This is a genomic window from Streptomyces sp. NPDC040718, from assembly GCF_055593565.1.
This window is the reverse complement of the sequence record NZ_JBVIXO010000009.1, coordinates 125005-148981: the sequence shown is the minus strand read 5'-3', so window position 1 is coordinate 148981 and position 23977 is coordinate 125005. Positions and strand designations below refer to the sequence as shown.

Sequence of the window (23977 nt, the reverse complement as noted above, 5' to 3'; positions counted from 1 at the left end):
TTTCCGGGGCGGGACGGTCGGTCAAGGGTGGAGCGAAGCGACATCGCGTAGCGACGCGACGAAGGAGCGCCCTTGAGGGACCGGCCCGAACCGGAAGGACGATGGGACTGACGGGAAACCCCCAAACCGGCTCTGAGGCCGCCCCGCCGGCACCCCGCTCCCCACCCCCCGGCCAGCCCCCAGGGAGGCGGGGGGCAGCCGCCGCCCGCCCCCCGGGGGGGCGAGGGGGAGATAGCGGGCCCGCACCCCGAACCGACGACCGCACCCCGGCCTTCACGGCCCCCCGGCCCCACGGCCATGCACGAGACCGCGTCCCGCACCGCCAGCCCGCACCCGGGCCGCAGCCGAAAGGGCGAGCCCACCCCTCCCCCTACCCCCCCAACACCCGCGACACCGTGTAGATCAGCAGCCCCGCCAGGGCGCCCACCACCGTGCCGTTGATGCGGATGAACTGGAGGTCGCGGCCGATGTGGGCCTCGATCTTGCGGGAGGTGTGTTCGGCGTCCCAGGCCGCCACCGTGTCCGTGATCAGGGAGGTGATCTCCCTGCGGTACGTGGTGACCACGTACACCACCGCGCCCTCGATCCAGCCCTCCACCTTCTCCTGAAGGCGGCCGTCCGTGGCGAGCCGGGCGCCCAGGGACATCAGCGAGGACCGGACCCGCAGCCGCAGTTCGCTCTGCTCGTCCTCCGCCGCCGAGATGATCATCGTGCGGATCGCGGACCACGCCGAGGCGATCACGTCCTGGATCTCGTCCCGCGCCAGGATCTCGGACTTCAGCCGCTCCACCCGCGCCCGCGTCTCCGTGTCCGACTGGAGGTCCGACGCGAAGTCGCGCAGGAAACGGTCCACCGCCCCGCGCGCCGGGTGGCCCGGCATGTCGCGCATCTCCGTGACGAACCGCAGCAGCTCCTTGTACACCCGGTCGCCGATCTTGCGGTCGACGAAGCGCGGGGTCCAGCCCGGGGCTCCACCCTGGACGGCGTCCATGACCGAGTCCCCGTGGGTGACCAGCCAGTCGTGGGCCTTCGCGCACACCAGGTCCACGGCGCGGTGGTGGCCCCCGTCGGCGACGACCCGCTCCAGGGTCTTGCCGATGCCCGGGGCGATCTCCGCCGCCTCGGCCCGGCGCGTGATCGCCTCGCCGACCACGGCCTGTACGTCGGAGTCCCGCAGTACGGTCAGGGCTCCGCGCAGCGCGGTGGCCAGCTCCGCCGTGACCCGGTCGGCGTGCGCGGGCTCGGCCAGCCAGGCACCGAGCCGGCCGCCGATGCCCAGGGAGTGCAGCCGTGCGCGCACCACGTCCGCCGACAGGAAGTTCTCACCGACGAACTCCCCGAGGGAGATTCCCAGCTGGTCCTTCTTCGTCGGGATGATCGCGGTGTGCGGGATGGGCAGGCCCAGCGGCCGCCGGAAGAGGGCCGTCACCGCGAACCAGTCGGCCAGTGCGCCGACCATTCCGGCCTCCGCCGCCGCGGCGACGTACCCGGCCCAGGCGCTGGCGCCCCAGGCGTTCTGCGCGCACTTGGCCAGTACGTAGACCAGCGCGACCAGGATCAGCAGCCCCGTCGCGGTCGCCTTCATCCGGCGGACGCCGCGCTGCCGCTCCTCGTCCGCCGCGTTGAAGACGAACCCTCCCCGTGGCGGGGCCGACGGGCCCCTCGTACGCTCACCCGTGCTGCTGTTCACGTGCCGCTCCTGCCCTTCCCCCGATGGCCGGTTTTGTCTGCATAGCATCCGACTCCCGGGAGGTCCGGGGAGTTCCCGGCACGCCGCGGCAGCTCTAGAGCTCCTTGCGGGGCTCGCCGCCCAGCCCGTCCGGTCCCTTGGCCCCCTTCGGCCCCTTCGGCTGCTTGACCTTGACCGCGACCCCGCCCCAGAAGGCGAGGCCGTTCACGATGACGCGCGGGGCGCCCGGCTCCGGCCGGTTGTCCTGGGACTTGCCCTGGTCGAAGGCGCCCATGATGCCGATGCCGCGCACGTCGACCTCGACGCCCGGCGGGACGGTGATCTCGATGCCGCCCATGACGGCGACGCAGGTGATGACGACCTCGCGCTCCGCGAAGTCCGCCTCGCGCAGGTCCAGCTCGCCGCCGCCCCAGATCGCCACGGCGTTGAAGCGGGCGGGCACGGTCCAGCGGCCCTTGCGCTGGAAGCCCGACATGACGGCCACGGCCGTGGCGGAGGTCCCCGTACCGCCGATCCGCTCCGGCCAGGAGGAGGAGGAGGGAGCCTGAGCAGAGGGAACGGGAGAGGGAGAGGACCCGGTCGCCGGCAGGTCGCGGGTCAGGGGTTCCAGCTCCGCGTACGTACGGGACTTGTACGCCGCATCCAGCCGCTCTTCGAACTCGTCCATGTCGAGGCGCCCCTCGGCGACGGCGTCGCGCAGCCGGTCCACGACCCGCTCGCGGTCGGCGTCCGAAGCCCTCAGCGCGGGCGGCTCGGCCGCGGCCTTCTCCAGAGAGGTCTTCTCCAAAGCGGTCTTCTCCGGCAACGGCTTCTCCGGCCGCTCGTCACTCATGTGGCCCACCCTATGCAGAGACGGCGCCCACCACCCCGGCCCCGACCCTGATTTCCCCCCTACCTCAAACCCCTACCTCAAACCGCCACCCCTCACCCCCACCCCTCACCCCCTCCCCGCGTACATCCGCGCGATCACGTCCTCGATGTCCGGGTCCCGCACCGACAGGTCCAGCAGCGGGTACCGGGCCGCCACCGCCGCCACCAGCGGCGCCGCCGACTCCCCCGCCGGGAACGCCAGCCACTGCCGCGGACCCTCCACCCGCACCACCCGGGCCCCCGCCACCTCCACCGGCGGGAGCTCCCGCTCCAGGTCGACCACCAGCGTCCGCTCGCTGCCCTCCCCCAGGGCGTGCAGTCCGCCGAGCGCCCCGTCGTACACCAGCCGGCCGTGGTCGATCACCATCACCCGCTCGCACAGCTGCTCGATGTCCTGGAGGTCGTGGGTGGTGAGCAGCACCGTCGTCCCGAGTTCCTCGTTCAACTGCCGCAGGAAGCCCCGTACCTTCGCCTTGCTCACCACGTCCAGCCCGATCGTCGGCTCGTCCAGGTAGAGCACCTCCGGATCGTGCAGCAGTGCCGCCGCGATGTCCCCGCGCATCCGCTGCCCCAGCGACAGCTGCCGTACGGGTACGTCGAGCAGCTCGCCCAGGTCCAGCCGTTCGACGCACCTCTCCAGGTTCTCCGCGAAGCGCGCGGCCGGGATCCGGTACATCCTGCGCATCAGCCAGTACGAGTCCTTCAGCGGCAGGTCCCACCACAGCGTCGTGCGCTGCCCGAACACCACCCCGATCCGGTGCGCGAGCCGCATCCGTTCCCGCGCCGGGTCGATGCCCGCGACGCGCACCCGGCCGCCGCTCGGGGTGAGGATGCCGGTCAGCATCTTGATGGTGGTGGACTTCCCGGCCCCGTTGGGCCCGATGTAGCCGACCACCTCGCCGCGCGCCACCTCGAAGCTGATCCCGTCCACGGCCCTGACCTGCCGTTTCTCCCGGCGCATCAGGCCCACCCGTCGCCGCACGTCGAAGACCTTCTCGACCCCGTCCAAAGAAATGAGCGCATCCGGCACTGTCAGCTCCCCGTACTCCGGTACGAACGCACACCCGCGCGCCACGCCAGCGACGCGGGCAGGAACACCGCGAAGGCCACCAGCGGGCTCAGGAACGCCACCCACCCCGGCAGCCCCAGCGGATCGGGCCGGCCCAGCACGTACAGCGCGGGCAGCCAGTTGACGAAGGCCAGCGGGACGACGAAGGTCACCCCGCGCAGCAGCTCCTTCGCGAACACCGTCGGCGGGTACTGGAGCATGGTGCAGCCCCCGTACGTGAAGGAGTTCTGCACCTCCGCCGCGTCGCCGGCGAGGAACTGGAAGGCCGCGCCTGCCACCAGCACCCCGCCGAAGATCCCCGCCCCGGCCACCACCATGACGGGTACCAGCAGCACCTTCCCCGGGGTCCAGTGCACGTCCAGCACCGAGACCGCCCAGCCCAGCACCCCCAGCCCCTGCGCGATCCGCCCCAGTCGGCGCAGCGCGAACCGGTCCGCGGCGACCTGGGCGAGCAGCGGTACGGGGCGCACCAGCATGGTGTCGAGGGAGCCGTCGCGGACCCGGGCGCCGACCCGGTCGGTGTTGCCGAGGAGCAGGTCGGCGAGGCCCAGGGAGGCCGAGCAGGCCCCGTACAGCAGGGCGATCTCGGGCAGGCCGAAGCCGCCCAGGGCGTCCACGTGGGAGAACATGACGGCGATCGCGACGAAGTCGAGGGCCGTGATCGCCGCGTTCCCGAAGGTGGCCAGCAGGAACGACATGCGGTACGTCATCGTCGAGCGGGTCCACATCCCCGCGATCAGCCCGTAGCCGCGCAGCCCTTCCCGGAGCCGTCCGCCGGGCCCCTCCTCCCGCGCCTCCCCCACCCCTCGCGCTTCCCGCGCATCCCACGCCTCCCGTGAACCCTCCCGCGCGTCCCCCACCGCCCGCGAACCCTCCCCCACCGCCCGCGAACCCTCCCCCACCGCCCGCGAGCCGTCCCCCGCCCCCCGGCCCGCCGTCGTCGCCTCAGCCACCCTGGACCACCACCTTCCGCGTCGCCGCCGACTGGACCAATCGCCCCGCGCCCAGCAGGGCCAGCGCCCACGCGGCCTGGAAGGCCAGCGCCCGTACGGCTCCCCCGGCCCCGGTGTGGGTGCCGAGCAGCACGTCCAGCGGGACCTGGAGCATCGCCGCCCACGGCAGCAGCCGCACCAGCTCGCCGAGGCCGCCCGGGAAGACGGTCAGCGGCAGCAGCATGCCGGAGCAGAAGACGGTCACGACGGTGGCCATCAGGTTGACGCCGGCGCCGTCCAGCAGCCAGAACGCCGCCAGCCCCAGCAGGTACCGCACCCCGAACCCGACGACCAGCCCGAGGCAGACCGACACCAGGAACAGCAGCCAGCGCAGCGGATCGGAGGGCAGCGCGAGGGTGAAGGCGCAGGCCCCGGCAACCAGGGGCAGCACCCCGCGCCCCAGCAGCTGGAAGCCCGCCCGGCCGAGGTCGGCCGCGAGCCACCACGCCTGGAGGTCGGCCGGGCGGTACAGGTCGACGGCGATGTCGCCCGTACGGATGCGCTCCTGGAGCTCCTCCTGGAAGCCTCCGCCGATGAGCGAGCCGGCGGCGAGCAGGGACTGGCTGACCCAGACGAAGGTGAGGGCCTGGGCCTGGTCGTAACCGCCGAGGTGGGGGCGCTCGTCCCACAGGGCGACGTACGTGTACGCGACGATGAAGCCGAAGACGGTGTTGGTGAACACCCCGGCGGCCGTCGCCGTCCCGTACGTCGCGTAGCGCCGGAATCCGCCGGCCGCGACGGCCATGTACAGACGCACCGCATCCCTCCGTTTCCCACGTCGTTCCCAGGTCGGCCAGGGCCATCGGGCCTACGTCGGCCAAAGCGCGCGAGCTTAGTGCGGAGGGGCGAGCCACGCGACCGTTTTATGCCCGTCCGGAGCCAAATCACCGGCCATCGGGTAGACACCATGAGGTACGGATGTGGATATTTCAGACGGCCCCGAGGAGCCCCGGCGATGAGCGACCAGTCACCACCACCGGGCTGGACCCCTCGTGACCCGGACACCCCGAACCAGCCCCCCGCCAGGACCGAGGGCGGCAAGGGCAAGGGCCCCAACGCCGGGCCCAGACCCCGGCGCACCGGGTGGCGCCGCTTCCTGCCCACCTGGCGCATGGTCGTCGGCACCCTCCTGACGGTCGCCCTGCTGATCGGCGGCGCGCTCGTCGCCGGCTACCTGCTGGTCGACATCCCGCCGGCCAACGCAGCCGCCACCGCCCAGTCCAACGTGTACCTCTACGCCGACGGCTCCCAGCTCGCCCGCGACGGCGAGGTCAACCGCGTCAACGTCCCGCTGTCGCAGGTCCCCCGGGGCGTCCAGGAAGCCGTACTGGCCGCCGAGGACCGGGACTTCTACTCCGAACGGGCGGTGGACCCCAAGGCGATGGTCCGCGCCGCCTGGAACACGGCGACCGGCAAGGGCACCCAGTCCGGTTCGACCATCACCCAGCAGTACGTCAAGAACTACTACCTGGGCCAGGAGCAGACGATCAAACGGAAGGTCAAGGAGTTCTTCATCGCGATCAAACTCGGTCGCGAGAAGTCGAAGGACTACATCCTGGAGGGGTACCTGAACACCAGTTACTTCGGCCGCAACGCCTACGGCATCCAGGCCGCCTCCCAGGCCTACTACGGCAAGGACGTCAACAAGCTGACCACCGCCGAGGGCGCCTACCTCGCCACCCTCCTCAACTCCCCCAGCGCCTTCGACGTCGTCTCCCACCCCCAGAGCCGCGACCGCGCCGTCGCCCGCTGGAACTACGTCCTCGACGGCATGGTCAAGAAGAAGTGGATGACGCCCGGGGAGCGCGCCGCCGCGCAGTTCCCCGAGCCCGGCAAGGTCCGCGCGGCCGCCGGACTGTCCGGGCAGCGCGGCTACCTCGTCGAAGCCGTCAAGGACTACATCGCCGAACACAAGATCCTCGACGACAAGACCCTCGCCGAAGGCGGCTACCGGATCACCACCACCATCGACAAGCGCCGCCAGACCGCCTTCGTCGACGCCGTCCAGAAGCAGCTGATGGACAAGCTCGACCCCCAGGCCCGCCCGGCGGACCGCGTGGTGCGGGCCGGCGGCGCCTCCATCGACCCGGCCACCGGCAAGGTCGTCGCCCTCTACGGCGGCATCGACTACACCAAGCAGTACGTCAACAACGCGACCCGGCACGACTACCAGGTCGCCTCCACCTTCAAGCCGTTCGTCTTCGCCTCCGCCGTCCAGAACGACTCCCGCACCCAGGACGGCCGCCGGATCACCCCGAACACCATCTACAACGGCGACAACAAGCGCCGCGTCGTCGGCACCCGGATCCCCTACGCCCCGGAGAACGAGGGCCAGCAGTCGTACGGGGACATCACCGTCAACACCGCCACCGACCTCTCCGTCAACACCGTCTTCGCCCAGATGGTCGTCGACGTCGGCACCGAGAAGGTCAAGCGCACCGCCGTCGACCTCGGCATCCCCGAGAACACCCCGAACTTCGTCGTCGGCCCCGCCATGGCCCTCGGCACCATGCAGGCCAGCGTCGTGGACATGACCCAGGCCTACGCCACCCTCGCCGACCACGGCCGCTACACCCCGTACACCTTCCTGGAGAAGATCTCCAAGGACGGCGACGACGTCCACCTCCCCGACCGCACCCCGCGCCAGGCCGTCCCCCGCGAGGCCGCCGACACCACCACGTCCATGCTGGTCAGCGTCGTCGACAACGGCACCGGTACCGAGGCCCTGGCCGCCGGCCACCCCGCCGCCGGCAAGACGGGCACCGCCGAACTGGACCGCGCCGCCTGGTTCGCGGCGTACACCCCCGACCTCGTCACGGTGGTCTCGGTGATGGGCCAGGACCCCGACACCGGCACCCTCCAGTCCCTGTACGGGGCGCTCGGCGAGGCCCGCCTCGGCGGCGGCGGCTACCCCGCCAGGATCTGGGCGGCCTACACGAAGACGGCCCTGGAGGCCACGGACCCGGAGGACTTCGACCTGGAACTCCAGCCCGGCGCGGCCCAGCTCCCGCCGCCCCCGCCGGTCCAGCCCACCACCCCGCAGCAGCCCGAGGGCAGCCGCCCGCCGTGGCAGCGCCCCGACCGGCCCACCCCGCCGGGACCGCCCACCCCGCCGACCCCGCCGAACGGCGGCCAGACCAACGGGGGCCAGACCGACGGGGGCGAGACGACGGGCGGCCAGACCAACGGAGGCCAGACCACGGGCGGCGAAACGAACGGCGGCCAGACCACCGGGGGCCAGACGAACGGCGGCCAGACCACCGGAGGCGAGACGACGGGCGGCCAGACCAACGGAGGCGAGACCACCGGCGGCCAGACGGACGGCGGCGCCACCCAGGGCCGCCGTCGCCCGCCGGCGCACTTCCTCGAATGACCCCGTCGATCAGTGCCCGGAGGTGGCCTTCAGCCCCACCACCGCGACCAGCAGCAGACAGATGAAGAAGATCCGGGCGGCGGTGACGGGCTCCCCCAGCACCGCCATCCCGAGCACGGCCGCCCCGGCCGCGCCGATGCCCACCCACACGCCGTACGCCGTACCGATGGGCAGGGTCTTGGCCGCGTACGACAGCAGCACCATGCTGGCGACGATGCCGGCACCGGTGAACACGGACGGCCAGAGCCGGGTGAAGCCCTCCGTGAACTTCATGCCGATCGACCAGCCGACCTCGAGCAGACCTGCGACGAGAAGAAGAACCCAGGCCATGACAGGCACCTCCGGGACGAGACGGAAACGGGGGTGCGTCGTCTTTGCGTCCTGCTACCCGGTACGGCGCGTCTCGTCGGGGGTTCCGCCCCACCGTAGCAAAGGGCACGCGGAAGGGCCGGTGACGACGGTCACCGGCCCTTCCGCGGATCCGAATCCCAGAGGTTCAGAGGTACAGCCCGGTGGAGTCCTTGGACCCCTCCAGCCGCTCCGCGGCCACGGCGTGCAGGTCCCGCTCGCGCATCAGCACGTACGTCGCCCCGCGCACCTCTACCTCGGCACGGTCCTCGGGGTCGTACAGCACGCGGTCGCCGGGCTCGACGCTGCGCACGTTCTGCCCGACCGCGACCACCTCGGCCCAGGCGAGCCGCTTGCCCACCGCGGCGGTCGCCGGGATCAGGATGCCGCCGCCGGAGCGCCGCTCTCCCTCGGGCGTGTCGGACTTCACGAGCACGCGGTCGTGGAGCATGCGGATGGGCAGCTTGTCGTGGGTGGTGTTCTCGCTCACGACCCGAACCTACCTGCCGCCGCCCGCCCTGTAAGCCGGAGGGTCGTCAAAGCCCTGGTCACCGCTTGCGGCGCGCGGAGGCCACGAGCAGCCCCACCACGCCGACCGCGAGGAGCGCGACCGGCACGATCCGCTCGAAGCGCGGGGCGCCGTCCTCGTGGCGCAGACCGTCCTTCACGTCGGTGACGAGCCGGTTCACGGCGACGAAGGCGCGGCCGGCGGTGTGGTCCACCGCCGAGGCGACCCGGGCCTTCGCGTCCCCGATGATCGTCTGCGGGTGCATGCGCACGCCGATCTCGTCGAGCGTCTCGGCGAGCTGCTCGCGGCGGCGGACGATGTCCGCCTCGATCTGTGCGGGGGTCCTGGCTTCCGGCACCGCGCTGCCTCCGTCGTCGTTTCGTCGTCTGTGGGCTTGATCCGTCATGGACAGTCTGTCAGCTAAGTCAGCTTAGGCTCATGCCGTACCGATCCCCTCCCGAGGAGAGCACTGACATGAGCGAGCGACTCCAGCCGGGCGACATCGCCCCCGCCTTCACCCTGCCCGACGCGGACGGCAACGAGGTCTCGCTGGCCGACCACAAGGGCCGCAAGGTGATCGTGTACTTCTACCCGGCGGCCCTGACGCCGGGCTGCACCAAGCAGGCCTGCGACTTCACGGACAACCTGGATGCCCTGGCCACGGCCGGCTACGACGTCATCGGCGTCTCCCCGGACAAGCCGGAGAAGCTCGCGAAGTTCCGCGAGCAGGAGCACCTGAAGGTCACCCTGGTCGGGGACCCGGAGAAGGAGACCCTGACGGCGTACGGCGCCTTCGGCGAGAAGAAGCTGTACGGCAAGACGGTCACCGGGGTCATCCGCTCCACGGTGGTCGTGGACGGGGAGGGCAAGGTCGAGCACGCCTTCTACAACGTCAAGGCCACCGGTCACGTTGCGAAGATCATCAAGGACCTGGGCATCTGACCCCGTCCGGCCCCGCACCCCTGAGAGTCCCGCACCAGAAGTGGTGCGGGACTTTCCGTTTATCGCACGTAACCTCCCGTGATGCTGATCGGTTAACCCGTACGGGGCCGCGCGGACGCGGGGCCGGAAACGGGGGGCGCGATGCCGGTCAGTCCATACACGAAGGAACGCCTGGCAGAGGCAGCGGGCGCATCGCGCACGCTGACGGAGGCGCTGGAAAGGCTGGGGGTGGACCCGAAAAGCCCGTCACGGCGCTACCTGCTGGACCGCATGCGGAAGTTGGGCGTGACCGTCTCACACTTCGAGCGAGAGGGGGTGAAGTGGACGAAGGAGGTACTCGCAGAAGCCGTCGCCGCCTCGACCACCATGTGCGAGGTCCTCCGACGTCTCGGCCTCGATGTCGTGGGCGGCCACCACACGCACATCAGCCGCAAGGTGAAGGGCTTCGGAATCGACACCTCGCACTTCAGGCTCCCTTCCCCGGCCGGCCGTCCCAAGGCCCGGCGGACTGCGGAATCGATCCTCGCCCAACAGGACGAGCCGCACGCCCGCCGCGCACAGAGCGGACACCTCAAACGCGCACTCACGTCACTGGGCGTCGAGGAGAAGTGCGGCATGTGCGGCATCGACCCGATCTGGCAGGGCTACGCACCGCCCTTGGAGGTCGATCACATCGACGGCGACTGGCGCAACAACGAGCCGGCCAACCTCCGGCTCCTCTGCCCCAACTGTCACTCCACCACGGACACCTATCGCGGTCGAGCGAAGAGCCGCCGATGAGCTCCGTCAGCCGTTACACGAGGGACGTCCTGGCAGAGGCCGCCGCGATGTGCGGGGACATGGACGAGGTCATCGCCCACCTCGGCACCAAGCCCTACGACCAACTCGATCGATACCTCTTGAAGCGGTTCCACGAGTACGGCATCGACACGGCGCACCTCAAGCGCCGACGCCGCGATTACACACGGCGCACCAAGCCCGATGCCGATGCCCTGCGCGAGGCCGTCGCCGCCTCGCGATCGCTCGCCCAGACCCTGCGCCACCTCGGTCTGCCCTCCAACGGCAGCCTGAACGCGGCCCTCAAGGAGTGGATCTGCGAAGACGGCCTGTCCACGGCGCCCTTCCTCGGGCAGGCCCACCAGCGTGGCAAGCGGGGTCGCAGCACTGCACAGCCGGCCGAGCAGGTCCTCGTCCGGCACGATGGAAAGCGACGCACCCGCACCAAGGTCTTGCGGCGCGCACTGCACGAGATCGGCGTCGAGGACCGCTGCGACATGTGCGGGACTCCTCCCGCCTGGCTGGGGAACCCCATGACCTTGGAGGTGGACCACATCAACGGTGACTGGAGCGATGACCGCCGCGAGAACCTGCGACTGTTGTGCCCGAACTGCCATGCGGTCACCAGCACCTGGTGCAGGGGCGGCCGACGCACCTCCTAGACCACCGGAAACAGCTCCCCGTACAGCGCGCTCCGCAGTAGAGTGTTCTTGGCTTGCGCCCGTACGCCATCTGGTTGAGCGGCGATCTTTAGGTGGTCGTGTATGTCGGTTCGAATCCGATCGGGCGTACCAAGCAGATGAGGCCTGACCTCCCGTCTTTCGGGAGGTCAGGCCTCTGCCGTTCAGCCCAGCAGTTCCCGCAAAACCGGGATCAGGCCGCGGAAGGCCTGGCCGCGGTGGGAGATGGCGTTCTTCTCGTCCGCCGTCAGTTCCGCGCAGGTGCGGGTCTCACCCAGGGGCTGGAGGATCGGGTCGTAGCCGAAGCCGCCGCCGCCCGCCGGGGTGTGGCGGAGGGTGCCCAGGAGGCGGCCCTCGACGACGCGTTCGGTGCCGTCCGGGAGGGCCAGGGCGGCCGCGCAGAAGAAGTGGGCGCCGCGGTGCTCGTCGGCGATGTCGCCCAGCTGGGCCAGCAGGAGGTCCAGGTTGGCACGGTCGTCGCCGTGGGCGCCGGCCCAGCGGGCGGAGAAGATGCCGGGGGCGCCGTTCAGGACGTCGACGCACAGGCCGGAGTCGTCCGCGATGGCGGGGTGGCCGGTGGCCTGCGCGAGGGCGTGGGCCTTCAGGAGGGCGTTCTCGGCGAAGGTGACGCCGGTTTCCTTGACGTCGGGGATCTCGGGGTACGCGTCCGCGCCGACCAGTTCGTGCGGCAGGCCGGCGGCGGACAGGATGGCGCGGAGCTCGGTGACTTTGCCCGCGTTGCGGGTCGCGAGGATCAGGCGGGTCATGCTCCCCATTATCCCGGGGTGCAGACCTTGGAGATCTCCGCGGCGGCGTCGGCGACCGGCTTGACGTCGGGGGTGGTGTCGCCGTTGTCGACGGCGGTGCGGACGTTCTTGACGGCCGTGCTCATGGAGTCGACGGCCTTGCCGAGGTCGGCGTTGCCCGTCGTGTCCTTGATCTTCTTGAGGTTGGTGTCGATCTGGTCGAGCGCGTTCTGGGTGTCCTGGATGCTGTTGCCCGCGTTGGACACGGCCTGCTGGAGGTCGCCCACGCTGTCCGCTATGGCGACGGCGGTGTTGGCGCAGTCCATGGCCGTGGAGATGGCGTCGCAGGCGGTCAGCGCCGGGACGGTGAGGGCGGCCGCCAGGGCCACGGCGGCGATGCGGAGTTTCGGCTTCATTCGGGTCCCCCCAAGCTCGGATGCGTGGACGGGCGCACGGTGGTGACACCGTGCGCCCGTATCCGAGTAGACGCGCGCCCGCGCCCAACGGTTGCCGGAGAGCCCTACGGGACCTGGAGGTCCAGGGCGCCGAGCTGGAGGGCTTCCAGGTCGGCGCAGCCGCCGGCGGCGAGGTCGAGGAGGGCGTTGAGTTCCTTGCGGTCGAAGGGCTCGCCCTCGGCGGTGCCCTGGACCTCGACGAAACGGCCGTCGCCGGTGCAGACGACGTTCATGTCGGTCTCCGCGCGGACGTCCTCCTCGTAGCAGAGGTCGAGGAGCGGGACGCCGTCGACGATGCCGACGCTGACGGCGGCGACGGTGCCGGTGAGGGGCTTGCGGCCGGCCTTGATGAGCTTCTTCTGCTGGCCCCAGGCGACGGCGTCGGCGAGGGCGACGTAGGCGCCGGTGATGGCGGCGGTGCGGGTGCCGCCGTCGGCCTGGAGGACGTCGCAGTCCAGGACGATGGTGTTCTCGCCGAGGGCCTTGTAGTCGATGACGGCGCGCAGCGAGCGGCCGATGAGGCGGGAGATCTCGTGGGTGCGGCCGCCGATCTTGCCGCGGACGGATTCGCGGTCGCCGCGGGTGTTGGTGGAGCGGGGCAGCATCGAGTATTCGGAGGTGACCCAGCCTTCGCCGCTGCCCTTGCGCCAGCGCGGGACGCCTTCGGTGAAGGAGGCGGTGCAGAAGACCTTGGTGTCTCCGAAGGAGATGAGGACGGAGCCCTCGGCGTGCTTGCTCCATCCGCGTTCGATGGTGACCGGGCGGAGCTGTTCGGGCGTGCGGCCGTCGATGCGAGACATGGCTGTGAGCCTAGTCGGTGCGGGGGTACGCGTGGACCCCGTCCGGTGTGCCCGGTACGGGGTCCTCGTACTGCCTGCCGAGCCCGGGGCTCAGCTCACATCATGTCTTCGATCTCGCCGGCGATCGGGTCGGCGTCGGTGCCGATGACGACCTGGATGGCGGTGCCCATCTTGACGACGCCGTGGGCGCCGGCGGCCTTGAGGGCGGCTTCGTCGACGAGGGAGGGGTCGGCGACCTCGGTGCGCAGGCGGGTGATGCAGCCCTCGACCTCTTCGATGTTGTCGATGCCGCCGAGCCCGGCGACGATCTTCTCAGCCTTGGTGGCCATGTGTTTCTCCCTGAGTGGTTCGAAGAACGGGTCTCTGCGGCCGTGCCCGGCTACCCGCTGCGTCCGCTTTGTCACGGTAGCTCACGTCGCTCACGGTTGGCCTATCTGCGCGAGCGCGAGCCCGGCCCCTGCCGAAGGATGACGATCAGCAGCAGCCTGCCCACAACTGGTCTACACCAGTGTGCCGCACGTACTGCGACTGCCAAAAACGGGCCGGCCGAGGAGGACGCGGATGAGCGCGAGCAGCGCAGCGGAGGTGCCGCGCAGGCAGTGGTGGAACGGGCTGTTCCAGGCGTTGCAGAAGATGGGGCGCAGTCTCCAGCTGCCGATCGCGGTGCTGCCGGCGGCGGGCATCCTGAACCGGCTCGGGCAGCCGGACGTGTTCGGCAAGGACGGTCTGGACTGGAGTGCGGTCGCGAAGGTGATGGCCGGCGCGGGCGGGGCGCTGCTGGACGCGGACCTCGGCCTGCCGCTGCTGTTCTGCGTGGGCGTCGCGATCGGCATGGCGAAGAAGGCGGACGGTTCGACGGCGCTGGCCGCGGTGGCGGGGTTCCTCGTGTACCGGGGGGTGCTGCACGCGTTCCCGAAGCCGTGTCCGTCGGGGACGAAGGACGTCGGGGGCGGCTGCCTGACTCCGACGGACACGTTCGCCGGGTACGCCTACCAGAACCCGGGGGTGTTCGGCGGCATCGTGATGGGGTTGCTGGCGGCGTGGTTCTGGCAGCGCTACCACCGGGTGAAGCTGGTGGACTGGCTGGGCTTCTTCAACGGGCGGCGGCTGGTGCCGATCATCATGTCGTTCGTGGCGATCGCGTTCGCGGCGCTGTGCCTGTGGGTCTGGCCCCCGGTCGGTGACGCGCTGGAGAGCTTCTCGGACTGGCTGGTGGGGCTGGGTGCCTGGGGTGCCGGCATCTTCGGCGTCGCGAACCGGGCGCTGCTGGTGATCGGTCTGCACCAGTTCCTGAACGTGCCGGTGTGGTTCCAGTTCGGCAGCTACACCAAGCCGGACGGGGTGACGGTGCACGGTGACATCAACATGTTCCTGGCGGGCGACCCGAACGCGGGACTGTTCCTCTCCGGGTTCTTCCCCATCATGATGTTCGCCCTGCCGGCGGCGGCGCTGGCGATCACGCACTGTGCGAAGCCCCAGCGGCGCAAGGAGGTGGGCGGGCTGATGCTGTCGGTGGGCCTGACCTCGTTCGTCACGGGGATCACGGAACCGCTGGAGTACTCGTTCCTCTTCGTGGCGCCGACGCTGTACGTGATCCACGCGGTGCTGACGGGCGTGTCGATGGCGGTGACGTGGGCGCTGGGGGTGCACGACGGGTTCAGTTTCTCGGCGGGTCTGATCGACTACGTCATCAACTGGGGGCTGGCGACCAAGCCGTGGCTGATCATCCCGATCGGGCTGGGGTTCGCGGTCGTCTACTACGCGGTGTTCCGTTTCGCGATCACCAGGTGGAACATCCCGACGCCGGGGCGGGAGTCGGACGAGGAGATCGCCGCGATGCAGGTGGAGAACACCAAGGCGTAGCGCCCCTTGTCGCGCAAGGTCAGGGCCTTCGGATCCAGCGATCCGGAGGCCCTTCGTCCTGTGGCGTAGGCCACACAAAATCGAAGGTTCCTTATCTAACCCCGACCGTGCTACAACTGGTCTACACCACCTAATGGTGTAGACCATGCAGCTGCCGAGCAGCCAGTGGTCCCCCTTTTCCGAGACGCCGCCACCCCCATTTTCCCATGTCCCCAGGCAGCGCCTTGTCCTCTGGAGGAACCCATGTCCACAGCGACCGCTGCGGAGAAGAAGAAGGGCGCTGGCGTGATGGCCGTCATGCAGCGCATCGGCCGGAGCCTCATGCTCCCCGTTGCCGTGCTGCCCGCCGGCGCTCTGCTCATCCGCCTCGGCCAGGACGACATGCTCGGCAAGGCGTCGCTGCCGGACTTCATCAACAAGATCGCCACCTACATGGCGGCCGGTGGTGACGCGATCATCGGCAACATGGCGCTGCTGTTCGCCGTCGGCATCGCGATCGGCTTCGCCAAGAAGTCCGACGGCTCGACGGCCCTGGCCGCCGTCACCGGTTACCTGGTCTTCCAGAAGGTGCTCGCCACCTTCACCGACCCGAGCCTGCCCAAGGTCGCCAAGGTGGTCGACGGCAAGATCGCCATGGTCGAGGCGCCCGTGGACGCCAAGGTCCTCGGCGGTGTCGTGATGGGCATCGTCGTCGCGCTGCTCTACCAGAAGTTCTACCGGACCAAGCTGCCGGACTGGGCGGGCTTCTTCGGCGGCCGCCGCCTGGTCCCGATCCTCTCCGCCTTCGCGGGTCTGTTCATCGGCATCGTCTTCGGTCTGATCTGGCCGGTGCTCGGCAAGGGCATCCACGGCTTCGGTGAGTGGCTGGTCGGCTCCGGCGCCGTCGGCGCGGGCATCTTCGGTGTCGCCAACCGCGCGCTGATCCCGGTCGGCATGCACCACCTGCTGAACTCCTTCCCGTGGTTCCAGGCGGGCGAGTACAACGGCAAGAGCGGCGACATCGGCCGCTTCCTCGCCGGCGACCCGAGCGCCGGACAGTTCATGACCGGCTTCTTCCCGATCATGATGTTCGCCCTCCCGGCGGCCTGCCTCGCGATCGTCCACTGCGCCCGCCCCGAGCGCCGCAAGGTCGTCGGCGGCATGATGTTCTCCCTCGCGCTCACCGCGTTCGTCACCGGTGTCACCGAGCCGATCGAGTTCACCTTCATGTTCATCGCCCCGGTGCTGTACGCGGTCCACGCGGTCCTGACCGGTGTGTCCATGGCCCTGACCTGGGCGCTCGGCATGAAGGACGGCTTCGGCTTCTCCGCCGGCGCGATCGACTTCTTCCTCAACCTCGGCATCGCGACCAAGCCGTGGATGCTCGTCCTGGTGGGCCTGTGCTTCGCGGCCGTCTACTACGCGATCTTCCGCTTCGCGATCATCAAGTGGAACCTCCCCACCCCGGGCCGCGAGTCCGACGAGGAGCTCGCCGAGCTGGCGAAGGCCGAGGCCAAGTAGCACCCCGCCGGTCCGCCGGCCCCGCAGTTTCGTAGGCGGCAACCACGCGACGGAGCCCCCGCTCTCCCGGAAGGGAGGGCGGGGGCTCCGTCGTCGTGCCCGAGGGAACCCGCAATGTCAGACCTCGTACACGGCTCCCGCGTGCGCGAGGTCGACCCGGCCGTCGTAGACCGCGCGGGCGTCCGCCAGGTTCTGCGCGGCGTCCGTCCACGGCGGGATGTGCGTCAGCACCAGCCGGCCGACCCGGCCGTCGCGCGCGTACTCGCCCGCCTCGCGGCCGTTGAGGTGGAGGTCCGGGATGTCCTCCTTGCCGTGCGTGAAGGAGGCCTCGCACAGGAACAGGTCGGCGCCCTCCGCCAGCATCCCCAGCTCGGGGCAGACCCCGGTGTCGCCGGAGTACGCGAGCACGCGCCCGCCGTGCTCGACGCGGATGCCGTACGACTCGACGGGGTGGCAGACCTTCTCCGTGCGGACGGTGAACGGGCCGATCTCGAACACGGCGGACTTCAGGGTCCGGAAGTCGAAGACCTCGCTCATCGAGCGCTCGTCCGGGACGTCCTCGTACGCCGTGGTCAGGCGCTGCTCGGTGCCCTCGGGACCGTAGACGGGGATGGTTCCGCAGCGGCCGCCCTCGTGCCGGTAGTAGCGGGCGACGAAGTACGCGCACATGTCGATGCAGTGGTCGGCGTGCAGGTGGCTCAGGAAGATCGCGTCGAGGTCGTAGAGACCGCAGTGGCGCTGGAGCGCACCGAGGGAGCCGTTGCCCATGTCGAGGAGCAGCCGGAAGCCGTCGGCCTCGACGAGATAGCTCGAACATGCCGAATCCGCGGCCGGGAAGGACCCCGAACAGCCGACGACGGTGAGCTTCATGGAGCGTGAACCTCCGGGGACGGTCCGTGGACGGAATGCGGGCCGTGCGTGGGTCGAGCGTAAGGCGCGAAACCTCCGGTCGCTCCTCCGCGGCGGGCCGTTGTGGGGGGAATCACCTGTGCTGTCACCCAGGGGAGCGACGGGGGGCACGGGCGTTGCCGCGCCGGGGGCCGTGTGCGCGGCTACGGTCGGAATATGGACACGTCGTGGTGGCCCGCCGTACTGGCGGCGGTCGCCGTGGCGGTGGTGGTGCTGCTCCCCCGGCGGGCCACGGCTGTGGCGGTGGCGCCCCCGCCCCACGGGTCGGCGCCGCCGCCGCGCGTGCGGCCGGGTGAGCTGTGGCGGCTGGCGGACGGCCGGACCTGCCTGGTGCTGGCGGTACGGGCGCACCGGGAGCAGCGGGCGCGGGTGGCGTGGATCGCCGGGAAGTACGACGACCGGCGGCCCGGGGTGATCCCGCTGCCGCCGGGGATGGCCGGGTGGCACGGGCGGGGCGGTTTCCTGGAGGCGGACCGGCCCGAGGAGGTGTCGCTGTGGGAGTTCCGCGCGCCGGTGGGAACACTGGACCCGGTGTTGTGGGACGAGGCCAAGGGGCTGGGAGGCGGTGCGGAGTGATCCGGCTGCGGCGTGTCTACGATCCCCCCGAGCCTGCGGCGGACGGCGTACGGGTCCTGGTGGACCGGCTGTGGCCGCGGGGGCTGTCGAAGGAGGCGGCCGCGGTGGACGAGTGGCCGCGGGCGGTGACGCCGTCGACGGAGCTGCGGAAGTGGTTCCACGCGGGCGGCTCGCCCGAGGAGTTCCGGCAGCGGTACGAGGCGGAGCTGGCGGCTCCCGGGGCGCGGGAGGACCTGGTCCGGCTGCGGGAGCTGGCGGCGGCGGGCCCGCTGACCCTGCTGACGGCGGTCAAGGACCCGGACCACAGCCATGCGGCGGTGATCGCGGAGCTGCTGGGCGGCGGCGGTTGACCCGGCCGCCCGCGCACCGCCGCGCCCGGCGGCGTACGACGGGCGCGGCGGTGCGCGGCGGCGGCCGGGGGCGCGGCGGTCAGACCACCGTCTCGGTGCGGTCGTCGGTGCACAGGGCCCAGATGATGAAGACGCCGAAGGCGATCGAGATGAGTGCCCACAGCGGCTGATAGGGCAGCCAGAGGAAGTGCGCGAGGACCGAGACGGCGGCCACGATCACGCCGGCGACGCGGCCCCAGTGGAGGCCCTTGAGGATCGCGACACCGACGAGGAAGACGATCACGCCGATGATGATGTGGATCACGCCCCACGAGGTGAGGTTGAACTTGAAGGTGTAGTCGCCGACGGGGAGGTAGACGTCGTCCTTGGCGAGGGCGGCGATGCCCTCGAGGACGCTGACGACGCCGCCGACGGCCATCAGGACGCCGGCGAAGATGACGCCCCCGCCGGCCCACGCGTTGGAGGAGCCTTGGCCCCGGCCACGTGCACCGGCAGGCGCCGAGGGGGTGTTTCCGCCCGGGGTGGTGGTCATGTCGACGACCTTCCTGCTGCTGGGGAACCGGTCGGTACCGAGCGTGCGCGCGCGGGGCGGGGCGGGCGACCCCGAGGGGGCCGAACGGGTGAACCGTCGAACGCCGACGCCGCCGGACCCGCGTGCGGCGGGTCCGGCGGCGTCCGGTGCGTTCCGTGCGTGCCGTGCGTACGGGCCTCAGGCCCAGAGCTGCCCCTGGAGGACCTCGATGGCCTCTTCGGTCGTCGCCGCCGTGTAGACGCCGGTCGACAGGTACTTCCAGCCGCCGTCGGCCACGACGAAGACGATGTCGGCGGACTCGCCGGCGGCGACCGCCTTGCGGCCCACGCCGATCGCCGCGTGCAGCGCGGCTCCGGTGGAGACGCCCGCGAAGATGCCCTCCTGCTGGAGGAGTTCACGGGTACGGGTCACCGCGTCGGCCGAGCCCACCGAGAAGCGGGTGGTGAGCACCGAGGCGTCGTACAGCTCGGGGACGAAGCCCTCGTCGAGGTTGCGCAGGCCGTAGACGAGGTCGTCGTAGCGCGGCTCGGCGGCGACGATCTTCACTCCGGGCACGTTCTCGCGGAGGTAGCGGCCGACGCCCATGAGGGTGCCGGTCGTGCCCAGGCCCGCCACGAAGTGGGTGATGGACGGGAGGTCGGCGAGGATCTCCGGGCCGGTGGTGGCGTAGTGGGCGCCGGCGTTGTCCGGGTTGCCGTACTGGTAGAGCATCACCCAGGAGGGGTTCTGCTCCGCCAGTTCCTTCGCCACCCGCACCGCGGTGTTCGAACCGCCCGCGGCCGGCGACGAGATGATCTCGGCTCCCCACATCGCGAGAAGGTCGCGGCGCTCCTGCGAGGTGTTCTCCGGCATCACGCACACGATCCGGTAGCCCTTGAGCTTCGCGGCCATCGCGAGCGAGATGCCCGTGTTGCCGGAAGTGGGCTCCAGGATGGTGCAGCCGGGGTACAGGCGGCCGTCCTTCTCCGCCTGCTCGACCATGTGGAGCGCCGGGCGGTCCTTGATCGAGCCGGTCGGGTTGCGGTCCTCCAGCTTGGCCCAGATCCGGACGTCCTCCGAGGGGGACAGCCGCGGCAGGCGCACGAGCGGGGTGTTGCCGACCGCCGCGAGCGGGGAGTCGTAGCGCATTACTTCGAGCCGCCGGCCACGGCCGGGAGGATGGTGACGCTGTCGCCGTCCTTGAGGGCGGTGGAGATGCCGTCGATGAAGCGGACGTCCTCGTCGTTGAGGTAGACGTTCACGAAGCGGCGCAGCTTGCCGTCCTCCACGATGCGCGCCTCGATGCCCTGGTGGCGGGTGTCCAGGTCCGCGAACAGCTCGGAGAGGGTGGCGCCCTCGCCGTTCACGGCCTTCTCGCCGTCGGTGTAGGTGCGGAGGATGGTCGGGATGCGGACCTCGATGGCCATGGCGGGCTCCAGTGTCGTGAAGGGGGCGGAGAAGTGTGCGGGCGCGCGTTGGTGCGGCCCCCGCGCGGAAGGGGCCCGGTGCTCAGGCGGCAGGACAGATGGCGCTGGCGAGGCGGCACAGGTCGACGTGCAGCCGCGCCACGAGCAGCAGCCTGCCGGGCGTCTCGATGCTCACGTCGTGGGAAACCATGCGGTCATGTTAACGATTCCCGGTCCCGTGTTTGGAGTGTGATCCCGCATCGTGGACGTTGGCTGCTCACATAGTGGTCAGTAGGCGGCCACGACCTGCACTTCTTCCTCCGTGATCACGCCGTCGACGATCCGGTAGGAGCGGAACTGGAACTCGCCGAGGCCGTCCTGGTCGGCCGTGGAGACGAGGACGTAGTGCGCGCCGGGCTCGTTCGCGTACGTGACGTCCGTGCGCGAGGGGTAGGCCTCGGTGGCGGTGTGCGAGTGGTAGACGATCACGGGCTCCTCGTCCCGGTCGTCGAGCTCGCGGTAGAGCTTGAGCAGATCCTTCGAGTCGAACTCGTAGAACGTGGGCGAGCGGGCCGCGTTGAGCATCGGGATGAACCGCTCGGGGCGGCCGGTGCCCGCCGGGCCGGCCACGACGCCGCACGCCTCGTCCGGGTGGTCCTTGCGGGCGTGCTCGACGATCTGGTCGTACAGGGCCTGGGTGAGGGTCAGCATGAGCCACAGGATAAGCAGACGGGCCCTCCCGTACCGAGGAGTGGTACAGGAGGGCCCGAATGGTGGACACAGCGCCCTGGGCGCGGGCCCGGGGCCGTGGTTCCCGGCCGCGGCAGGCGGCCGGGAACCGGGTTCAGCCGGTCAGCGGGTGACCTTGTTGAAGGCGGCGCCCTGCGGGTTGCGGGCCTTCAGGACCAGGTACGAGACGCCCAGGATCAGGCCCCACAGCGGGGCGCAGTACAGCGAGACGCGGGAGTCCTTGTCGACGCCCATCATCACGATGACCATGCCGATGAACAGCAGGGCGAACCAGCTGCTCCACGGGGCGCCGGGGGCGCGGAAGGCGGACTTGGGCAGCTCGCCGCGGTCGGCCTTGGCGCGGTAGCGGATCTGGCAGACCAGGATCATGATCCAGGCCCACATGCCGGAGATGGTGGCGAAGGAGACGACGTAGTCGAAGGCCTTGCCCGGGGCGACGTAGTTGATCCAGACGCCCACCAGCATCAGCGCGGCGGAGAAGGTGGTGCCGGCGAGCGGGGTGCCGTTCTTGGTGAGCTTGGTGAAGAACTTCGGGCCCTGGCCGTTGAGCGCGAGGTCGCGCAGCATGCGGCCGGTGGAGTACATGCCCGAGTTGCAGGAGGAGAGGGCGGCGGTCAGCACGACGAAGTTGACGATCGCGGCGCCGATGCCGAGGCCCATCTTCTCGAAGGCGAGGACGAAGGGGCTCTCGCCGGCCTTGAAGTTGGACCACGGGATGACCGACATGATCATGATGAGCGCGCCGACGTAGAAGACGGCGATGCGCCACGGCACGGTGTTGATGGCCTTGGGCAGGGTCTTCGCGGGGTCCTTGGACTCGCCGGCGGTGACGCCGACCAGCTCGACCGCGAGGAAGGCGAACATCACGATCTGGAGGGTCATCAGCGTCTCGCCGATGCCGTTGGGGAAGAAGCCGCGGTCGTTCCACAGGTTGGAGACGGAGGCGGTCGCGGCGGCGTCGGAGAAGCCGATGGTGAGGATGCCGGCGCAGATCAGGATCATGCCGACGATGGCGGTGACCTTGACCATGGAGAACCAGAACTCCAGCTCGCCGAAGAGCTTCACGGAGATCAGGTTGGCGGCGTAGAGGATCACGGTGAAGATCAGCGCGTACGCCCACTGCGGGAAGCTGTCGTTCGTCCAGTACGACATGTACTTCGCGGCGGCGGTGACCTCGGTGATGCCGGTGACCACCCAGAACAGCCAGTAGGTCCAGCCGGTCGCGTAACCCCAGAACGGGCCCAGGAACTCGCGGGCGTAGTCCGAGAAGGAGCCCGAGACGGGCCGGTACATGAGCAGTTCGCCCAGGGCCCGCATGATGAAGAAGATGACGAGTCCGGCGATGGCGTAGGCCAGGATCAGGCTCGGTCCGGCCTTGGAGATCGCCTTGCCGGCCCCCAGGAAGAGGCCGGTGCCGATGGCTCCGCCGATCGCGATCATCTGGATCTGGCGGGCTCCGAGCGCCCGGTGGTAACCCTCCCCGTCGCCCTCGCCCTGACCGCCCTCGCCGGGCGTCCTGTCGTGCTGCTCGACCTGCACAGAGGTCATGTTCTGGTGCGCCTTTCTCCACGCCGACCCGCGCCTCGAACGGCTGCGGATCGGGTTCCTCGATCCCCCCGGATACGGATGGAGTTGCACGCCGGCGGTCAGCCGGTTCAAGCGGGCCGGGGGACATGGGTGGCGTCCCGTCGGCGGTCGTGAAGATCTATCACGTGCTCGCGGGCGGGAGAAGGGCGGAAAAGTGGCGCAGGGCACGGCAATATCAGGACATGGCGGCGGAAATGCATCAGATCACCGCATGGCGGTGATCTGATCGTTATCCGGATTTGAGCGTCCGCTGAGCGAACACTCACCTGCCCTTGACGTCCACCGGGCGCCCCGGGGGCGCCCGCGGGGCGGACGAACCCCCTCAGAGGGTCTCGATGAGCGTCTCCTGGAGGCCGCCCAGCCACAGGTACGCCATCACCATCGGCTTGCGCGGGTCGTCGTCCGGGAGCCGGAACAGCACCGCGCTCTCGTCGTCCTCGGTGATGTCGAGCCGGGCCGCGATGGTCAGCCGGAGGTCGTTGAGCGCGCCGAGCCAGCGCAGCGGCAGCTCGCCGGTCAGCTCCAGCACGGCCGCGCCGTCGCCGGCCGGGGCGAGGGAGTCGAGGCTGCGCACGACGGCCAGCGCGTCCTCCCGCTTGCGGCTGCGCAGGTCGTTCTCGGTGAAGCGGCGGAACTCCGCCGAGCGGGCCCGCAGCTCCTCGGGGTCCTCCCCCGAGCCCGGGCCGCCGGGGGCCCCGTAGGCGTCGGGGAAGAGCCGGGCCAGCGCCGGGTCCGACGGGGGCTCGGTGGGACCGTCGGAGGCGAACAGCACGGCGAGGGGGTCGGCGTCCGCGGCGGGCTCCGGCTCGCCGGGGCCGATCAGCTCCAGCAGCTGCACGGCCAGCGAGCGCAGGATGGAGATCTCGATCTCGTCCAGGGCCACCGCGGCCCCGCCGCCCTTCAGGGGCTCGAACACGCCGCCCATCAGTTGCGGTCCTGCGAGAGGGTCGCCCAGAGCCCGTAGCCGTGCATGGCCTGCACGTCGCGCTCCATCTCCTCGCGGGTGCCGCTGGAGACGACCGCCCTGCCCTTGTTGTGGACGTCGAGCATCAGCCTGGTCGCCTTGTCCTTGGGGTATCCGAAGTACGCCTGGAACACGTACGTCACGTAGCTCATGAGGTTGACCGGGTCGTTGTGCACCAGGGTCACCCACGGGACGTCGGGTTCGGGGACCGCGTAGGTCTCCTCGGCCGATTCGGTGCGTTCGATCTCAATAGGAGCAACACTCACTCGTCCCATGCTGCCACTGCGGAGGGCCGGTCGCACAAACGGGGC

General features: G+C 70.5%; 29 protein-coding genes, 1 tRNA gene and 1 riboswitch. Of the genes, 9 read left to right on the top strand and 21 right to left on the bottom strand.

The annotated features are described in order from the left end of the window. Nucleotides 1-370 precede the first annotated feature (370 nt). The 5 genes from ACZ597_RS22945 to ACZ597_RS22925 all read right to left on the bottom strand — a co-directional run bounded on the left by ACZ597_RS22945 (nucleotide 371) and on the right by ACZ597_RS22925 (nucleotide 5366). Nucleotides 371-1738, bottom strand: coding sequence for a DUF445 domain-containing protein (locus ACZ597_RS22945; RefSeq protein ID WP_471333064.1), 1368 nt, complete (start codon nucleotides 1736-1738; stop codon nucleotides 371-373). A 46-nt stretch (nucleotides 1739-1784) separates the two neighbouring features. Next, nucleotides 1785-2522: a DUF1707 SHOCT-like domain-containing protein gene (locus tag ACZ597_RS22940; RefSeq protein ID WP_471333061.1), complete on the bottom strand. Its 738-nt coding sequence runs from the start codon at nucleotides 2520-2522 to the stop codon at nucleotides 1785-1787. A 105-nt stretch (nucleotides 2523-2627) separates the two neighbouring features. Then, on the bottom strand, nucleotides 2628-3590 hold the full coding sequence (locus tag ACZ597_RS22935) for an ABC transporter ATP-binding protein (RefSeq protein WP_471333058.1): 963 nt from the start codon (nucleotides 3588-3590) through the stop codon (nucleotides 2628-2630). 2 nt (nucleotides 3591-3592) lie between these two features. After that, complete coding sequence (locus ACZ597_RS22930) at nucleotides 3593-4432, bottom strand: ABC transporter permease (RefSeq protein ID WP_471333056.1); 840 nt, start codon at nucleotides 4430-4432, stop codon at nucleotides 3593-3595. A 142-nt stretch (nucleotides 4433-4574) separates the two neighbouring features. After that, nucleotides 4575-5366 carry an ABC transporter permease gene (locus ACZ597_RS22925; protein WP_471333420.1) on the bottom strand — a complete coding sequence of 264 codons (792 nt, stop codon included), beginning with the start codon at nucleotides 5364-5366 and terminating at the stop codon, nucleotides 4575-4577. A gap of 210 nt (nucleotides 5367-5576) precedes the next feature. Here ACZ597_RS22925 and ACZ597_RS22920 point away from each other — a divergent pair, with 210 nt between their 5' ends. Continuing rightward, complete coding sequence (locus ACZ597_RS22920) at nucleotides 5577-7994, top strand: transglycosylase domain-containing protein (protein ID WP_471333053.1); 2418 nt, start codon at nucleotides 5577-5579, stop codon at nucleotides 7992-7994. A 9-nt stretch (nucleotides 7995-8003) separates the two neighbouring features. On the opposite strand, the gene ACZ597_RS22915 is transcribed toward ACZ597_RS22920, so the two are convergent. The 3 genes from ACZ597_RS22915 to ACZ597_RS22905 form a co-directional block, all read right to left on the bottom strand. Beyond that, a complete protein-coding gene (locus ACZ597_RS22915) occupies nucleotides 8004-8324 on the bottom strand; it encodes a DMT family transporter (protein ID WP_030158619.1) in 321 nt (106 codons plus the stop codon). Nucleotides 8325-8356: 32 nt separating this feature from the next. Continuing rightward, nucleotides 8357-8436, bottom strand: a riboswitch (guanidine-III (ykkC-III) riboswitch). A 54-nt stretch (nucleotides 8437-8490) separates the two neighbouring features. Continuing rightward, the gene (locus tag ACZ597_RS22910) at nucleotides 8491-8832 is read right to left on the bottom strand and encodes a GroES family chaperonin (RefSeq protein ID WP_079427293.1); all 342 of its coding nucleotides are present in this window, start codon (nucleotides 8830-8832) and stop codon (nucleotides 8491-8493) included. Between the two features lie 58 nt (nucleotides 8833-8890). Then, nucleotides 8891-9208, bottom strand: a complete 318-nt coding sequence (locus tag ACZ597_RS22905) for a DUF3618 domain-containing protein (protein ID WP_469114343.1) — start codon at nucleotides 9206-9208, stop codon at nucleotides 8891-8893. 116 nt (nucleotides 9209-9324) lie between these two features. On the opposite strand from ACZ597_RS22905, the gene bcp reads away from it, so the two are divergent. The 4 genes from bcp to ACZ597_RS22885 all read left to right on the top strand — a co-directional run bounded on the left by bcp (nucleotide 9325) and on the right by ACZ597_RS22885 (nucleotide 11363). Then, nucleotides 9325-9792 carry a thioredoxin-dependent thiol peroxidase gene (bcp, locus tag ACZ597_RS22900; protein ID WP_471333050.1) on the top strand — a complete coding sequence of 156 codons (468 nt, stop codon included), beginning with the start codon at nucleotides 9325-9327 and terminating at the stop codon, nucleotides 9790-9792. Nucleotides 9793-9933: 141 nt separating this feature from the next. After that, nucleotides 9934-10572, top strand: coding sequence for an HNH endonuclease signature motif containing protein (locus ACZ597_RS22895; RefSeq protein ID WP_471333047.1), 639 nt, complete (start codon nucleotides 9934-9936; stop codon nucleotides 10570-10572). Beyond that, the gene (locus ACZ597_RS22890) at nucleotides 10569-11231 is read left to right on the top strand and encodes an HNH endonuclease (RefSeq protein ID WP_471333045.1); all 663 of its coding nucleotides are present in this window, start codon (nucleotides 10569-10571) and stop codon (nucleotides 11229-11231) included. Before ACZ597_RS22895 ends, ACZ597_RS22890 begins: the two co-directional genes overlap by 4 nt. A 55-nt stretch (nucleotides 11232-11286) precedes the next feature. Beyond that, nucleotides 11287-11363, top strand: a tRNA-Leu gene (locus ACZ597_RS22885). A 50-nt stretch (nucleotides 11364-11413) separates the two neighbouring features. On the opposite strand, the gene rdgB is transcribed toward ACZ597_RS22885, so the two are convergent. From rdgB to ACZ597_RS22865, 4 genes are all read right to left on the bottom strand, one after another. Further along, nucleotides 11414-12016, bottom strand: coding sequence for an RdgB/HAM1 family non-canonical purine NTP pyrophosphatase (gene rdgB / locus ACZ597_RS22880; protein WP_471333042.1), 603 nt, complete (start codon nucleotides 12014-12016; stop codon nucleotides 11414-11416). 8 nt (nucleotides 12017-12024) lie between these two features. Next, the gene (locus ACZ597_RS22875) at nucleotides 12025-12411 is read right to left on the bottom strand and encodes a hypothetical protein (protein ID WP_471333039.1); all 387 of its coding nucleotides are present in this window, start codon (nucleotides 12409-12411) and stop codon (nucleotides 12025-12027) included. Between the two features lie 104 nt (nucleotides 12412-12515). Beyond that, nucleotides 12516-13250 carry a ribonuclease PH gene (gene rph / locus ACZ597_RS22870; protein WP_471333037.1) on the bottom strand — a complete coding sequence of 245 codons (735 nt, stop codon included), beginning with the start codon at nucleotides 13248-13250 and terminating at the stop codon, nucleotides 12516-12518. Nucleotides 13251-13345: 95 nt separating this feature from the next. After that, nucleotides 13346-13654, bottom strand: a complete 309-nt coding sequence (locus ACZ597_RS22865; protein ID WP_471333034.1) for a PTS sugar transporter subunit IIB — start codon at nucleotides 13652-13654, stop codon at nucleotides 13346-13348. A gap of 157 nt (nucleotides 13655-13811) precedes the next feature. Here ACZ597_RS22865 and ACZ597_RS22860 point away from each other — a divergent pair, with 157 nt between their 5' ends. Continuing rightward, a complete protein-coding gene (locus ACZ597_RS22860) occupies nucleotides 13812-15113 on the top strand; it encodes a PTS transporter subunit EIIC (protein WP_471333032.1) in 1302 nt (433 codons plus the stop codon). Between the two features lie 243 nt (nucleotides 15114-15356). Then, nucleotides 15357-16613 (top strand): PTS transporter subunit EIIC, encoded by a 1257-nt coding sequence (locus ACZ597_RS22855; RefSeq protein ID WP_471333029.1) that lies wholly within the window; start codon nucleotides 15357-15359, stop codon nucleotides 16611-16613. Between the two features lie 117 nt (nucleotides 16614-16730). Here ACZ597_RS22855 and ACZ597_RS22850 read toward each other — a convergent pair whose 3' ends face one another. Then, nucleotides 16731-17483 (bottom strand): MBL fold metallo-hydrolase, encoded by a 753-nt coding sequence (locus tag ACZ597_RS22850; protein ID WP_470976378.1) that lies wholly within the window; start codon nucleotides 17481-17483, stop codon nucleotides 16731-16733. A 195-nt stretch (nucleotides 17484-17678) separates the two neighbouring features. Here ACZ597_RS22850 and ACZ597_RS22845 point away from each other — a divergent pair, with 195 nt between their 5' ends. Beyond that, complete coding sequence (locus tag ACZ597_RS22845; RefSeq protein WP_471333027.1) at nucleotides 17679-18098, top strand: hypothetical protein; 420 nt, start codon at nucleotides 17679-17681, stop codon at nucleotides 18096-18098. Then, complete coding sequence (locus ACZ597_RS22840; protein WP_471333024.1) at nucleotides 18095-18448, top strand: DUF488 domain-containing protein; 354 nt, start codon at nucleotides 18095-18097, stop codon at nucleotides 18446-18448. The genes ACZ597_RS22845 and ACZ597_RS22840 overlap by 4 nt, the downstream gene beginning before the upstream one ends. 79 nt (nucleotides 18449-18527) lie before the next feature. Here ACZ597_RS22840 and ACZ597_RS22835 read toward each other — a convergent pair whose 3' ends face one another. From ACZ597_RS22835 to clpS, 8 genes are all read right to left on the bottom strand, one after another. After that, a complete protein-coding gene (locus ACZ597_RS22835) occupies nucleotides 18528-18980 on the bottom strand; it encodes a DUF7144 family membrane protein (protein ID WP_471333022.1) in 453 nt (150 codons plus the stop codon). A 177-nt stretch (nucleotides 18981-19157) separates the two neighbouring features. Continuing rightward, the gene (locus ACZ597_RS22830; RefSeq protein WP_401245883.1) at nucleotides 19158-20108 is read right to left on the bottom strand and encodes a PLP-dependent cysteine synthase family protein; all 951 of its coding nucleotides are present in this window, start codon (nucleotides 20106-20108) and stop codon (nucleotides 19158-19160) included. Next, on the bottom strand, nucleotides 20108-20386 hold the full coding sequence (locus ACZ597_RS22825) for a MoaD/ThiS family protein (RefSeq protein ID WP_007264347.1): 279 nt from the start codon (nucleotides 20384-20386) through the stop codon (nucleotides 20108-20110). Before ACZ597_RS22825 ends, ACZ597_RS22830 begins: the two co-directional genes overlap by 1 nt. A gap of 82 nt (nucleotides 20387-20468) precedes the next feature. Next, nucleotides 20469-20576 (bottom strand): putative leader peptide, encoded by a 108-nt coding sequence (locus ACZ597_RS22820; protein ID WP_311736929.1) that lies wholly within the window; start codon nucleotides 20574-20576, stop codon nucleotides 20469-20471. Between the two features lie 77 nt (nucleotides 20577-20653). Beyond that, nucleotides 20654-21076, bottom strand: coding sequence for a M67 family metallopeptidase (locus ACZ597_RS22815; protein WP_007264348.1), 423 nt, complete (start codon nucleotides 21074-21076; stop codon nucleotides 20654-20656). A gap of 141 nt (nucleotides 21077-21217) precedes the next feature. Beyond that, nucleotides 21218-22663 (bottom strand): amino acid permease, encoded by a 1446-nt coding sequence (locus tag ACZ597_RS22810; RefSeq protein WP_471333019.1) that lies wholly within the window; start codon nucleotides 22661-22663, stop codon nucleotides 21218-21220. Nucleotides 22664-23024: 361 nt separating this feature from the next. Next, nucleotides 23025-23627: a DUF2017 domain-containing protein gene (locus ACZ597_RS22805; protein ID WP_471333016.1), complete on the bottom strand. Its 603-nt coding sequence runs from the start codon at nucleotides 23625-23627 to the stop codon at nucleotides 23025-23027. Next, nucleotides 23627-23941 carry an ATP-dependent Clp protease adapter ClpS gene (clpS, locus tag ACZ597_RS22800; RefSeq protein WP_079427328.1) on the bottom strand — a complete coding sequence of 105 codons (315 nt, stop codon included), beginning with the start codon at nucleotides 23939-23941 and terminating at the stop codon, nucleotides 23627-23629. Before clpS ends, ACZ597_RS22805 begins: the two co-directional genes overlap by 1 nt. Nucleotides 23942-23977: the final 36 nt, after the last annotated feature.